Annotated in this window: 11 protein-coding genes; 6 read left to right on the top strand and 5 right to left on the bottom strand. The window is 75.3% G+C overall.

Translation table 11 applies throughout. The features are described from left to right. Window positions 1-167: 167 nt before the first annotated feature. The 4 genes from COO58_RS21880 to COO58_RS21865 all read left to right on the top strand — a co-directional run bounded on the left by COO58_RS21880 (window position 168) and on the right by COO58_RS21865 (window position 3,195). Window positions 168-791 carry a disulfide bond formation protein DsbA gene (locus COO58_RS21880; RefSeq protein WP_091571778.1) on the top strand — a complete coding sequence of 208 codons (624 nt, stop codon included), beginning with the start codon at window positions 168-170 and terminating at the stop codon, window positions 789-791. A 202-nt stretch (window positions 792-993) separates the two neighbouring features. Next, a complete protein-coding gene (locus COO58_RS21875; protein WP_245666152.1) occupies window positions 994-1,320 on the top strand; it encodes a hypothetical protein in 327 nt (108 codons plus the stop codon). Between the two features lie 129 nt (window positions 1,321-1,449). Continuing rightward, the gene (locus COO58_RS21870) at window positions 1,450-2,649 is read left to right on the top strand and encodes a DUF1015 family protein (RefSeq protein ID WP_098746999.1); all 1,200 of its coding nucleotides are present in this window, start codon (window positions 1,450-1,452) and stop codon (window positions 2,647-2,649) included. Between the two features lie 75 nt (window positions 2,650-2,724). Further along, a complete protein-coding gene (locus COO58_RS21865) occupies window positions 2,725-3,195 on the top strand; it encodes a ribose-5-phosphate isomerase (RefSeq protein WP_091571788.1) in 471 nt (156 codons plus the stop codon). A gap of 34 nt (window positions 3,196-3,229) precedes the next feature. On the opposite strand, the gene COO58_RS21860 is transcribed toward COO58_RS21865, so the two are convergent. Further along, on the bottom strand, window positions 3,230-3,718 hold the full coding sequence (locus COO58_RS21860) for a hypothetical protein (protein ID WP_098746997.1): 489 nt from the start codon (window positions 3,716-3,718) through the stop codon (window positions 3,230-3,232). A gap of 27 nt (window positions 3,719-3,745) precedes the next feature. After that, a complete protein-coding gene (locus COO58_RS21855; RefSeq protein WP_176558929.1) occupies window positions 3,746-4,966 on the bottom strand; it encodes a GNAT family N-acetyltransferase in 1,221 nt (406 codons plus the stop codon). A gap of 99 nt (window positions 4,967-5,065) precedes the next feature. Between COO58_RS21855 and COO58_RS21850 the strand changes: the two genes are divergently transcribed. Beyond that, on the top strand, window positions 5,066-5,590 hold the full coding sequence (locus COO58_RS21850) for a hypothetical protein (RefSeq protein ID WP_098746993.1): 525 nt from the start codon (window positions 5,066-5,068) through the stop codon (window positions 5,588-5,590). A gap of 50 nt (window positions 5,591-5,640) precedes the next feature. Here the strand turns inward: COO58_RS21850 and COO58_RS30335 are convergent, their stop codons facing one another. Further along, window positions 5,641-6,132 carry a hypothetical protein gene (locus tag COO58_RS30335; RefSeq protein WP_176558928.1) on the bottom strand — a complete coding sequence of 164 codons (492 nt, stop codon included), beginning with the start codon at window positions 6,130-6,132 and terminating at the stop codon, window positions 5,641-5,643. A 316-nt stretch (window positions 6,133-6,448) separates the two neighbouring features. On the opposite strand from COO58_RS30335, the gene COO58_RS21840 reads away from it, so the two are divergent. Beyond that, window positions 6,449-8,329 (top strand): propionyl-CoA synthetase, encoded by a 1,881-nt coding sequence (locus tag COO58_RS21840; RefSeq protein ID WP_098746991.1) that lies wholly within the window; start codon window positions 6,449-6,451, stop codon window positions 8,327-8,329. A gap of 43 nt (window positions 8,330-8,372) precedes the next feature. Here the strand turns inward: COO58_RS21840 and COO58_RS21835 are convergent, their stop codons facing one another. Then, window positions 8,373-10,487 (bottom strand): M14 family zinc carboxypeptidase, encoded by a 2,115-nt coding sequence (locus COO58_RS21835; protein WP_098746989.1) that lies wholly within the window; start codon window positions 10,485-10,487, stop codon window positions 8,373-8,375. A gap of 95 nt (window positions 10,488-10,582) precedes the next feature. Continuing rightward, a complete protein-coding gene (locus tag COO58_RS21830; RefSeq protein ID WP_098746987.1) occupies window positions 10,583-13,510 on the bottom strand; it encodes an Hsp70 family protein in 2,928 nt (975 codons plus the stop codon). Window positions 13,511-13,609: the final 99 nt, after the last annotated feature.

Raw genomic sequence — 13,609 nt, 5'->3', positions numbered from 1 at the left:
CGGTCCGCTCGTGGCGGCCGGCCGAAACCGAGTCTTCCATGCACACACCGCTTTCGGTGGCCGAGGTCACGCTCTCATTCCGGTACCGGTCGATGCGGCGCGGGGTGAGGATCGTAGGCGAAGGCGCCGGGCTCCCGGCGCGGGGAAAGTCGTGAAGGGATGACACCGTGACCGAACGTGTCACCGCGGACATGTGGTTCGACCCGCTGTGCCCGTGGGCGTGGATCACCTCCCGCTGGCTGCTGGAGGTCGAGCAGGTCCGGGACGTGGACATCCGGTTCCACGTGATGAGCCTGGCCGTGCTCAACGAGGGCCGGGACCTGCCCGAGGAGTACCAGGACCTGATGCGCAAGGGCTGGGGTCCGGTGCGGGTGTGCATCGCCGTCGAGCAGGCCCACGGGGCCGAGGCGCTGGCGAAGCTCTACACCGCCATGGGCACCCGGATCCACCTCGGCAAGGAGGAGCTGGGTCGGGACATGCTGGTCGGCGCGCTCACCGATGTCGGCCTGGACCCGGCGCTCGCCGACGCGGCCGAGTCGACGCAGTACGACGACGCGCTGCGGGCCAGCCACGAGGCGGGCATGCGGCCGGTCGGCACCGAGGTGGGCACCCCGGTGGTCCACGCCCCGGGGCCGGACGGCCGGCAGGTGGCGTTCTTCGGTCCGGTGATCACGCCGGCGCCGAAGGGGGAGGCGGCCGGCCGCCTCTGGGACGGCGTGCTGCTGGTCTCCGCGACGCCGGGCTTCTACGAGCTCAAGCGCACCCGCACCCAGGGCCCCATCTTCGACTGAGGGGTAAGGAAGGGCCCCCTCTTAACGCCTCCGGTAGAGGCGGGGCCCCTTCTTAACAACCCGCGCCGCAGCGCGCCGAGCCCCGCGCCGCCCGTCACCGGGTCGGCGCGGGGCTCGTTTCACCGGGTGTCCCAGCCGACGGCCCGAACGAGGCCGCACCACGGCAGCTCCTGGAGGCATTCCCATGGCTAAGCACCGCCGCATGTCCGACGACGCGCCGCAGCCGGCGACCGAGGACTCCGGTGCGACGTACTGGTCCGTGGCCGAGGGCGACTGGCCGGCCGGCCCGGCCGACCTGGCCGACCTGCTGGCCCCGCCGATCGTGGTCGGCGTGGCCCGGGTGGTGGCCACCTCGCGGATGACCCCGCCCGAGACCGACCGGCCCGGCCGCGCCCCGGCCCGCTCCGGCGCCGCCGGCCTCCCGGCCACCGCGGGGGCGACGACGGTACGCCTCAACGCCGGCTCCCGTCCGGCTGCGTCGACCCGCCGTCCCGCGACGCCCGGCCGGCACCGCAACCCCACCGCCTGAACCCGGACCGCTGTTAACAAGGGGCCCTTCCTCTACCGCAGGCGTTAATAAGGGGCCCTTCCTTTCACCTGGTGGAAGGGAGCGAGTCCGGCGGCGGCGGCGGAGCGGGCCCGGGTAGCGTCAGCGGGCATGACGGTCGTGCATCCGATCGCCCGGGCCTGGATCACCACTGGCGGCACCGGCGCGCAGAACTACGACGAGTTCGCCGACGACGCGGAGATCACCGCCATCGTCGAGGCGAACCCGCACAGTGCCCTGGGCATCGAGATGCCCCACCGGGCGCCGGGCAGCCTGGGGAAGTCCTTCCTCGACGCGCTGCCGGACGCGGTGTCCCGCCTCGGCGAGGCCAAGGCGGACGGCAGCTACACCCCGGCCGAGCAGGTCGTGGTGCTCTACCGGATCAGCGCGCCCGGCGAGGAGAGCGCGTACGGGCTGTGGGCGATGGTCGACACCGACCAGATCTCCACCCGAGCCGACGAGCCGGGTCTGGTGATCCGCAACGAGGACGTGTTCATCGCCAAGGTGCGCGAGCGCGTCGCGCTGGCCGAGGCGCTCGGTCACCTGCTCTCACCCGTACTCCTGCTCCAGACCGGGCGGGGCGACGAGCTGCACGCCGCGCTCGCGGCGGCGACCGAGACGGCCGGCGCGCCCGCCGCGACCGACGTCGACCAGTCCGGCCGCACCCACGCCATCTGGCTGGTCGGCCCCGGCCGGACGCAGGACGAGCTGACCGCCCTGGCCGGCGGCGGCGAGCTGGTGGTGGCGGACGGCAACCACCGCAGCCTGGCCGCGCAGACCGGCGGTTTCCCGCGCTTCCTGGCGGTGGTCACCACGCCCGCGTCGGTCGCCATCCAGCCCTACAACCGGCTGGTCAGCGAGCTGACCACCACCCCGGACGAGCTGCTCGACCGGCTCCGCGCCGCCGGCGCGGAGGTCACCCCGGCGGAGGGCCCCCTCGGCGTCCCGGCCACCGGCGGCGCCGTGCACCTGCACCTCGCCGGCCGGGGGTACGCGGTGACGCTGCCGCACGTCGGCACCGGCCGGTTGGAGAACCTCGACCACGCGCTGGTCGAGCGGCTGCTGCTGCGCGACGCGCTCGGTCTCGACCCGGGCGACAAGCGGATCACGTACGTGGGCGGCGACTACCCGGCGAGCTGGCTGACCGGCGAGGTCGACGCCGGCCGTGCCGAGCTGGCCGTGCTGGTGGCGCCGGTGACCGTGGACGACTTCGTCGCGGTGAACCTGGCCCGGGAGAAGATGCCGCGCAAGAGCACCTGGTTCACCCCGAAGGCGCGGGCCGGCCTGGTGGTGGCCGAGCTGCCCCGCTGACCGGCGTGTGACGAATCCGCCTCCGGGTCGCCGCCCGCGCGCCGACGGAGGGGCGGGCCTGTCAGACTGCGCGGTATGCGCGTCTACCTGGGATCCGACCACGCCGGCTTCGAGTTGAAGGTGCACCTGGCCAACCACCTGGCCAAGCAGGGCTACGAGGTGGTGGACGTCGGTCCGCACGCCTTCGACCCGGACGACGACTACCCGGCGTTCTGCCTGCACACCGGTGACCGGGTGGTCGGCGACCCGGGCAGCCTGGGCGTGGTGATCGGGGGCTCGGGCAACGGTGAGCAGATCGCCGCGAACAAGGTGGCCGGCGTCCGGGCGGCGCTCGCCTGGAACGTGGACACCGCCCAGCTGTCGCGGGAGCACAACGACGCCAACATCGTCGCGATCGGCGCCCGGCAGCACACGCTGGACGAGGCCACCGCCCTGGTCGAGGCGTTCCTGACCACGCCGTTCTCCGGCAACCCCCGGCACAGCCGGCGGATCGCCCAGGTGGCCGACTACGAGCAGAGCCGCCGGCTGCCCGAGCTGCCCGCCTGATCCGCGTCCGGCCGCACCCGCCCGGGTGCGGCCGTCAGCGTCCGCCGCGCGGCAGCTCCTCGCGGGGCACCCAGTTGCGGCGGACCAGCACCATCCGTTCCTCGGCCTCGGCGAGGTCGTCGTCGGTGGGCCGGGCGGCGTCCCGGGCCCGCATCGCCGCGGTCACGCTCACCTGCGACGACCCCGAACCGACCAGACCGCGCAGCCCGCGCTCGCCCTCGTCGGCGGCGGGGCCGGCGCGCCGGCCCCGTGGTTCCGACTCCGGCTCAGCACGTCGGATGCCGCGCGGCGACCGCGAGCCGCCGTCGGAGGGCCCGTGCTCGGCCCGCCGGGGGCCGTGCGGTGGGCGGGGCGCGACGTCGTCGTGCACCCCCGACGTGCTCGCGCTCGTCTCCACGGCCGCGCTCGCGGCCCCGGACGGGTCGGTGCCCGCCTCGCGGGTCGGGTGCGCGCCCGCCGCGCCGGTGTCGACCGCCTCGGCCTGATGCCGCAGTCGCCGTCGCCGTCGCTCCGCCTCACCCATTCCCCGACCGTACCGCCCCGGGACCCGTCAGAAGTTCTCCATCGGGGTCGGGGCGCGGTGCCAGGTGAAGGCCGGCGAGACGGTACGGAGGGTGTGCGGGACCAGTTCGCGGACGCGGCCGGTGCCGGCCAGCGCGGCCGGGGTGGTGCCGCCCAGGTACAGCTCGCCGAGCGCGCGCACGTCGCAGGCCAGCCCCGCCGGTGCGGTGGTGGCGGCGCACTCCGCCCCGCCCGGCCCGCCGACGAGCCGCCACCGGCCGGTGTTCTCCGGCAGCAGCTCGTCGGTGACCTCGATCACCACGTCGATGTCGGTGGCGTAGCGGCGGGCGGCGAGCGCGGCCGGCACGTCCACCACCCGCACCCAGAGCCCGTCGACGAGTTGCGGGGCGAGCTGACGCGGCTCGTCGACCAGGCGCAGCAGCGGCTCGTCGACGGCCGCGATCGGGAACGACAACCGACGGGTCAGGTCGACCGAGAGGAGCAGCCGCCACAGCGCCAGGTACGCCTCCGGGGTGACCGCGACCACCTCGTCGACCCGTACCTCGCCGCGGGGGACCTCGCCGACCCACTCCTCCTTCGTCCGGTAGAGCGCGTACCCGTCGATCCCCTCCGGCCCGTCGTGCCGCAGCACCCGCCGCTCGGTCGCGCCCTGCCGCCGGCTCGTCACGTCCGCCAGCACGTACGCCCACCAGCGCTCGTCGCGCCGGGACCAGCCGGGGCGGTCGGCGCGCGCCCGCTCGTACAGTCGGGCCAGCTCGTCGCGGTGCGCGGCCGGGCGGTCCAGGCGCAGCGTGCCCTCGGCGGCCGTCGGGGCGGGCAGTCGCAGCCCCGTGGTGTCGGCGCTCAGGATCAGCCGTTGCGCGGCCGAGCCGTAGCCGAACCGGGGGTAGATCCGTCCCTCGCTGGCCCAGAGCACCGCGACCGGCTCGTGCCGGGCGTCGCGGACCTCTCGCAGCTGTCGGCGCATGAGCCCGCTGAGCAGACCGCGCCGGCGGTGCGTGGGGGCGACCGCGACCATGGTCACGTGTGCCGCCGGCACGGTCGCGCCCGGTACGGTCAGGTCGCGGCTGAACGCGGCGGCGTGCGCCACCGCCGTGCCGGCGTCGCGGACCAGGAGCGAGCGTTCCGGCTCGAAGATCGGGCGCTCGACCGTCTGGAGCTCGGGGTTGAGGTCGCTGTGGAAGGCCAGCGCGAGCAGCGCGGCGATCTCGTCGAAGTCGTCGGCCCGGGGCACCACCGCGTCGGTCATCGCCCGTGTGTACCCCATCACCGTGGGGGTCGGCACCCTATTTGCCGGGTGGCTACCCTCGGAACCGTGGCCGACGTCGGTCGAGGGGGAGGACGGAAGATGGCGGACCAGACACAGCCGTGGGCGGAGCGCACCGTGGAGGTGCCGCCCCAGTCGGTGCCCGAGCAGCGGGACGCGTTCCGGCGCGGGGTGGCGGCGGTCGGCCGACCGCGTACGCCCCGCACCGAGCAGTTCCCCACCGTCGAGCACGCCGACTGGTCCGGCGAGCCGGCGCCGCGCCGGTCGATGAGCTGGCACCTCACTCAGGCCCGCCGGGGCGGTGAGTGGAGCGCCGCCGGCGCCCTGTTCGCGTTCGTCTGCTGGGGCATCTGGGCGATCTCCGGTCGGGGCAACCTGATCGCCCCGCTGCTCACGTTCGTCCTCAGCCTGCTCACCGCGGTCGGCCTGTTCGCGCTGGCCCGGCTGATCGGCCGGTTGATCCTGGAGCGGCAGCTCGGCCGGGTACGCCGCAGCGCCCGCGGCGCCCACCTGATCACCGCGCTGTTCCTGGTGGGCGTCGGGGTGGCCTACCTCCAGCAGACCGAGTGGGTGGTCTCCGCCTGGAACTGGGTCACCGGCAACTGATCACCGCAGGACGCGCGGGCGGGCTGCCGCCCGCACGTCCCCGGCGCCGCTCAGAAGACGGTGGTGACGCCGACCGCCTTGCAGGCGGCGTTGAAGTCCTCGCCGGCCTTGGCCATGGTCGGGTTGTCGGCGGCGGTGACCGGGTCGGGGGCCGCCGCGGCCTTGGTGACCTCCACGCTGAACTGCCGCAGGGCGGTGGCCGCCGGGCCGTCGCCGGCGGTCGCGACCAGTGCGCTGACCTTTCCGCCCAGCTCCTTGAGGATCTTCGCGAGCTCGGCGTTCGTGTCGCCGCTGGACTGCATGACCGCGACGAGCTTCGCCTTCATCTCGTCGTTGATCTTCTTGGCGGAGGTGCAGAGGTCCTTCTCGCCGACGGTGGCCGCCGCGGCCGCCGAGGTCGGGGCGGCGGAGGGGGTCGACGAGGCGGGCGTCGGCGCGGCGGAGGTGGCGGCGGAGTCGGCCCGGGTGGAGCTGTCCTCGCCGCCGCAGGCGCTCAGCGCCGTGACCGCGACACAGGCCAGCACGACAGGGAAAATGCGCATCGATTTCACGTGGGCGCACGCTAGTCGACGGAACCCTCTTGATCAAAAAGAATCCGGCGGCACGCGGGCGGACGGTGTGTCACCGTCCGCCCGCGGGGTCGCGGTACGCCGCGACGCCGGTCGTCACTCCACCAGGACGGCGTTGGCATTACCCGGCGTCGCCCGGTTCATCCGTCGCCCGTCGGGATGAGCCAGGCGTGCCGACGCCGACCGCCCGTCGGCGGCTCGGGGCCGCTCACCGAGCCGGGACGTGCTTCCGGCGCACCGGCCCCGGTCGGACGTCGTGCCCCGGCCCGACCCGGGTCAGCATGGCGGCATGGGCGCGTATCGATCAGCGTACGAGCGGAGCATCGCCGACCCGACCGGCTTCTGGCGGGACGCGGCCGGGGACATCGACTGGTTCACGCCCCCGGAGCGGATCCTCGACGACTCGGCCGCGCCGCTGTACCGGTGGTTCCCGGACGGGCGGCTCAACACCTGCCACAACGCGCTCGACCGGCACGTCGCCGCCGGGCGGGGCGACCAGCCGGCGCTGATCCACGACAGCCCGGTCACCGGCACGGTCCGCACCCTCACGTACGCCGAGCTGCTCGCCGAGACCGCCCGGTTCGCCGGGGCGCTGCGCCGGCTCGGCGTCCGGCCCGGTGACCGGGTGCTGCTCTACCTGGCCATGGTGCCGGAGGCGGTGATCGCCATGCTGGCCTGCGCCCGGATCGGCGCGGTGCACTCGGTGGTCTTCGGCGGCTTCGCCGCGCACGAGCTGGCCGTGCGGATCGACGACGCCCGGCCGACGGTGGTGGTGGCCACCTCGTGCGGCATCGAGGTCGACCGGGTGGTGCCGTACCACCCGATCCTCGCCGCCGCGCTCGACGAGGCCGACCACGCGCCACGACACTGCGTGGTGGTGCAGCGCCCGCAGGAGCCGGCGCCGCTGGTCGCCGGCCGCGACCTCACCTGGGACGAGGCGATGGCGGACGCCGAGCCGGCGGAGTGCGTGCCGGTCGCCGCCACCGACCCGCTCTACATCCTCTACACCTCCGGCACCACCGGCCGCCCGAAGGGCGTCGTGCGGGACAACGGCGGGCACGCGGTGGCGCTGCGCTGGTCGATGCGCAACGTCTACGGGATCGAGCCGGGCGACGTGTTCTGGGCCGCCTCCGACGTGGGCTGGGTGGTCGGCCACTCCTACATCGTCTACGCGCCGCTGCTCACCGGCGCGACCACCGTGCTCTACGAGGGCAAGCCGGTCGGCACCCCGGACGCCGGGGCGTTCTGGCGGGTCGCCGCCGAGCACCGGGTGGCCGCGCTGTTCACCGCGCCCACCGCGATCCGGGCGATCCGCCGGCAGGACCCGGACGGCGCGCACCTCTCCCGGTACGACCTGGGCGCGCTGCGCACCCTCTTCCTGGCCGGTGAACGCCTGGACCCGGACACCTGGGCCTGGGCGGGCGAGCGGCTGGGCGTACCGGTGGTGGACAACTGGTGGCAGACGGAGACCGGCTGGCCGGTGGCGGCCAACCCGCGCGGCCTGGAGCCGCTGCCGATCAAGGCCGGCTCACCGTCCGTGCCGGTCCCCGGCTACGACGTGCGGGTGGTCGACGGCGCGGGCCGGGAGGTGCCGGCCGGCGTGGACGGCTCGATCGTGATCCGGCTGCCCCTGCCGCCCGGCTGCCTGCCCACGCTGTGGGGCGACGACGAGCGGTTCGTCCGCTCCTACCTCGCCGCCTTCCCCGGTCACTACCTGACCGGAGACGGCGGCCGGTTCGACGACGACGGCTACCTCTACGTGATGGGCCGCACCGACGACGTGATCAACGTGGCCGGGCACCGGCTCTCCACCGGGGCGATGGAGGAGGTGCTGGCGGCCCACCCGGCGGTGGCCGAGTGCGCGGTGATCGGGGTGGCCGACGCGCTCAAGGGCCAGGTGCCCAGCGGGTACGTGGTGCTCAAGGCCGGCGCCGAGGTGGACCCGGAGGCGCTCGCCGGTGAGCTGGTCGCCCTGGTCCGGCAGCGGATCGGCCCGGTGGCGGCGTTCCGCCGGGTGGCCGTGGTGCCGGCCCTGCCGAAGACCCGGTCCGGCAAGATCCTCCGTCGCACCATGCGTGGCCTGGTCGAGGGGCGGGACGAGCCGGTGCCCCCGACCATCGACGACCCGGGCGCGCTGGCCGTCTTCCGGGACCTCGGGGCCACGGACTGACGCCGGGGTCCCCGGCCGGACGCACCGGCCGGGGACCGTCGGATCAGCGCCGGACCGGGTTGCGGGCCGCGTAGTCGCGGGCCACCCGGACCAGCTCCACCAGGCCGCCGGCATACTCCTGCGACTCGCCGTGCGCCTCGTCGAAGGGCGGCTGGAAGCCGACGCCCTCCCACTGCCCGGTGGCCTCGTTCCAGCGGTCGTTGCCCACCTCGAAGTCCCAGGCGAAGATGCCCAGCTCGTAGTAGAGCTGGTCGGCCGAGTTGCCGGCCGCCGAGTAGAGCACGTCGGCGACCGGGCCGGTCTGCGACGGCCAGGTGACCGTGCCCCGCTCGGCCGCGATGGCCCCGACGATCCGCCGGGCGCTGGCCAGGAACAGGGTCGACTCGTCGATCGACGGGCGCGGCAGCGTGACCCGCCCGTCCGCCTTGTACGCCCCGGGCGGCCACATGAAGTAGCCGCCGTAGGAGTGCACGTTCATCGCGAACCTGATGTTCGGGTGGGCCTTGGCCAGGTCGATCACGTTGCGGCTCTCCGCCTCGGACAGCTCGGCGGTGCCCGCGTAGTTCCCGGACAGGCAGTTGGCGCTCGCGCCCACGTACCCGTCGAACAGGGACCCGACGGTGTAGTTGCGGTTGACGTCCACGCCCCAGCTGGTGCGGTACTTCGGGTCCCGTGCCGTGCCGGCGCAGTGGTTGACCAGGTTCTTGCGCTGGAAGTTGTAGTCGTGGAACGAGTAGTTCGCGCCGTCCGGGTTGACGGTCGGGATCACGAACACGTCCACCTGCTCCAGCAGCTGCCGGGTCGCCGCGTCGGTGCGGGCGTTGGCCAGCAGCCGCTCGGCGAACTCCAGCGTGACCAGCGGCGTCGCCCACTCCCGGGCGTGTTCCTGCGAGTAGGCGAGCACCCCGACCCGGGAGCCGTCCCGGTGCCTGCCGATGCGCAGCGCCTGCACGGTCCACGGACGGGCCGGCACCTCGGTGCCCTGCAATCCGTCGTCGAGGCGTACCGGCCCGGCCACCGGCATCGGCAGTCCGGCGGAGCCGTCCTCCACGGTGGCCCGGAACCGCGCCCCCTGCCGGGCGTTGATCGCGGCCGCGACGTCGTCGGTGCTGCTGGTCACCTTGCCGGCGACGTCGGTGGCCAGGGAGACCGTGAGCACCCGGTCGCGGTACCGGACGGTCAGCGGCCGGTTCGCCCGACCCGGGTCGACGGTGCGCACCTGGACACCGTTCATGCCCTGGTCGCCGAAGCGGACCGACTCCACCACCACCGCGGCGGCGGCCGGATCACCCAGGTAGGCGGCGGCGGTGCGCCGGTAGCCCTGGGTGCGGTTCGGCAGGTCGATCACGTCGACCAGGTCGCGGTACTGGCGACCCAGCCGGGCGATCCGCGCCTTGATGTCGACGGGCGTGAGGTAGGCGTCGATGAAGTCCTTCTGGTAGCCGGCCGGCTGCGGTGGGGGTGCGGCGTTCGGCCAGAGCGCGGGCGTGACCGGCCGGCTCGTCCCGCCCAGGCTGGAGGTGGCGGTGAGCTGCACCGGCCGGGCGGGCACCGGCTGGGGGAGCGCGTAGTGGTACTGGTACTCGCCCGAGTCCTCGAACCGGTAGAGCGGGAAGGAGCCGGCGGCGCCGTCGGCCGTCCGCCAGTTCACCGTGATCTCCACGTCCGGGTCGTCGGTGGCCGTGGTGGCCACCTGGGCCTGGAGGAAGGTCCTCCCTCCGGTGGTCCACCAGTAGGCCTGGAGGAACTGCAGGGTGTCCACCCCGTCGGCGGCGCGCAGGCCGCCACGGGTGCGGGCCTCGGCGGCCCGGACGCTCTCGGCGAGTCGCCGGGCGCCGTCGTCGGCGCGTTGCACGACCTGCACCGCGCTCGCGCCCTGCCGGGTGAGGTCGGCGAGCTGCCGGCCGCTGAGGACGAGGTCGGCGACCGGCCGGCCGTCCCGCGAGCGCGGCCGGTTGGCCAGGTCGGCGCCGCCGGCCACCAGGCGGTCGAGCTGCCCCTGGTCGGCCAGGCGCACCCGGACCAGCGCGGTCTCGGTGGGGGCGAGGGTGATCGTGGGTGCGGCCGGCGCGGCCACGCCGGGATCCGGATGGGACAGGGCGGCGGTGATCAGGATGCTGGTGGCGGCGAGCGCGGTCCACCGTCGTCGGACGAACACGGGGCCTCCTGACGGACGTCGATGTCACTGCCGTCCACACCAGCCGAGGCATCGACCGCTGTCAAGCTCACTTTCGGTCCGCCGTCCGGACGCCCTCACCCGGCGAACCGGTACAGCCGGAACTCCTTGTCCGCGCCGCACACGAGCGTGTCGGTGTTCCACGAGCAGGACTCGCTGCGGACCTGCTTGACCAGCCCCATCTCGAACGGCTTCCCGGCCACCGCCAGCCCGGCGAGGCTGCGGTCGTCCTCGTAGCCGCTCGGCGCCTCGCTGAACAGCAGCAGGTTGCCGGCGTCCAGCCGGACCGCCACGCCGTCGCGGTCGCGCAGGACCGGAGCGGCGCCGTCCGGCCCGAACAGGGTCACCGCGTCGCGCGGCGTGCCCCGCTCGGCCAGCAGGTGCTCGCCGAGCGGGACCAGCCGTTCCGCCTGGGGGGCGGGCCACTGCCGGCTGTCCTCGCCCTCGGTCACCGCGACCACCCGGGTGCCGTCCGCGCCGGCCTCCGGCACCTCCAGCAGGCAGGCGCGGTGTTCCCCGCAGGTGACCAGGTCCTTCGCCCGGCTGCCCGGCTCCGAGGCGTACAGCACGTCGGGCACGCCCAGGCTGCCCAGGTCGTAGGAGACCAGGCGCAGGCCCCGGTCGGTCTCCGCCACGTACAGCCGGTCGTCGCGGGCGGTCACCGGGTCGTCGAGGTCGGCCACGTTGCCCCGGCTCTTCAGGATCTCGCCGCTGCCCATGGCGAGCACCCGCACCGACCGGTCGGCGCCGACCTGCACCAGCCGGTCGGCCTTCCCCGCCCACGGCGCGCGCGGCGAGCCGTCCGGATATCCGGCCCCGTCGAGCGCCTCGGCGGTCCCGACCGGGACCACCACGGTCCGGGCGTCGCCGTACTCGCTGCGCGGGTTGTCCTGCACCCAGCGCTGCCGGCCGTCGTCCAGCCGCAGCCCGACCAGCCGGTTGCCGGTCCGGTCCAGCCACACCACCCGGTCGGCGCCGAGGAAGATCTCGTCGTCGCCCCGGATGTCGATCTTCCACCGCTGGTCGCCGTTCCCGCCGTCGAGCACCAGCAGCGGGCGGGGCGTGGCGGAACCGGACGCCTCGGCGAGGACGGCGACGCCGTCGGGCAGCGCGCGGATCCCGGCCCACCGGTCCGCGCCCACCCCGGTCTGCTGCTCCCAGATCTTCTTCCCGGTGGCGGTGTCGACCGCCCGCACGGTGAGGCGGTCGTCCGGCCGCGACCAGGCCAGGTAGGCGCGGTCGGCCACTGTCGCGGTGAACATCTCACCCGGCCGTTCGTCGCCGACGGCCGCCGTCCCGACCAGCACCGGCGCCTGGAAGTCCAGCGCCGGGTGCCGGTCCCGGAACACCCAGAGCAGCGTCGCGGCCGCCAGGCCGACCACCACCACACCGGCGCCCAGCGCGATCCACCGGCCCCGCCGGCCGCGTCCCCGACCCCCGCCGCCCGGCGGTGCGGCGTCCGGGGTCGGCGGGAGGGGCGATCCGGGTACGCCGGCAACCGGCGCCGCGCTCGGCCAGCCGCCATCGGCCGGCCGCGCCTGTTCGGGTGTCGCAGGGGCGGCGTACGCCGACGCGTACCCCGGCACGAACGCGCCGGCGTGCGACGGCGCGCTGCCCGGCGGGGGCGCCGGACGGGCCGTGGCGGCGTACCCCACCGGGTTCTGCTCGGATGCGTCGGCGACCAGCGTGCCGTGCGGGCCGGCGGGCGCCGGGGCCGTCGCCTCGGGGACGGTGCCGTGCGGTCCGCGCACCGACGCGGGGCCCTCCCCGGCGCGGGCCGCGGGGACGGTGGTCGCCTCGTGCCCGCCCGGCGCCGGCGCTCCGGGCTGCGGTGGCGCCACCGGCGCCCCGGGACGCCGGGCCGCGCGGGGCAGCGGCAGGTCGGTCAGCGCGCCCTCGGCGACCGGCAGTTCCGGCTGCTCCAGCACGGTCGGCGCGATCCCCAGCTCGGCGTGCAGCAGCCGGGCCACCAGCGGCACCCGGGTCGAGCCGCCGACCAGGAAGAGACCGGAGAGCTGGTCCGGGCGCAGGCCGGCGACGGCGGTCACGTGCCGGGTCTCGGCGACCGCGCGGGCGAGCAGCGGCGCGGCGAGCCGCTCGAAGTCCTCCCGGGTCAGCGGAACGGCCTCCTCCACCCCCGGTACGGCGACCGGCGCGACCACGGCCCGGGAGAGCATCTCCTTGGCGCCGCGCACGTTGTCCCAGAGCTGCTGGCGGTCCCGTCGCTCGGCGGTCGTCGTCGGGTCGGTCAACCGGGCCCACCGCTCGGGATGGGCCGGCCGAACCAGCTCACCGAGCCGGCCCAGCAGGGCCGCGTCGAGGTCCAGCCCGCCCAGGTCGGCGATCCCGCCGGTGGCGACGAGCACGAAGCCGGAGTCACCCCACGGGTCGGCGCCCTCGTTGCGCAGCACGGCGACGTCGAGCGTGCCCCCGCCGAAGTCGAAGACCGCCACCACGCCGCCCACCGGCACCGGCCGGCGCAGCACCTGGGTGTAGTAGCGGGCCGCGGCCACCGGCTCGCGCAGCAGGCGGGTGCCGGGCGCGATCGGCCCGGCGAGGGTGTGCTCGGCCGCCGCCGGCCACCCGGCCAGCTCCAGCGCGTCGTGCAGCACCTGTCGCCGGGGCGCCGCCCAGGCCGCCGGATGGGTCACCACCGCCGGGGGCAACAGGCCGACCGCGGCCACCGCCGCGTCCGCGACCGCCCGCAGCGTCGCGGCCAGCAGCTCCGCCGGCCGGTACGCGCGCCCACGCAGCTCGACCGTCTCCTCGTCGACCCGCCGCTTCGGGTTCGGCTCGTAGCCGGCCGGGTCGGCCTGGGCCAGGCGCTGCGCGTCCCGGCCGACGTGCAGGTGACCGTCGGCGTCGGCGTACACACCGGACGGCAGGATCGGGTGGCCGTCCACCAGCAACGGCCGGGTACGCCCGTCGGGCCGGCGCAGCACCGCCACGGTGTTCGAGGTGCCGAGGTCCACGGCGAGCGCGAAACCGTCCTGCTGGCCTGACATCCGTCGCTACCTCCACCCGACGAGCCGATGTCCGGCCCCGCATCGTACGCAGCCCGCGCCGCCGCGCTTCCCGCCCCGGTGCGGGAATGGGGTGGCCGG

Source organism: Micromonospora sp. WMMA1996 (assembly GCF_002573675.1).
Classification (GTDB): domain Bacteria; phylum Actinomycetota; class Actinomycetes; order Mycobacteriales; family Micromonosporaceae; genus Micromonospora; species Micromonospora sediminicola.
The sequence above is the reverse complement of the archived record's forward strand: the minus strand, read 5'-3'. Positions and strand labels throughout refer to the sequence as shown.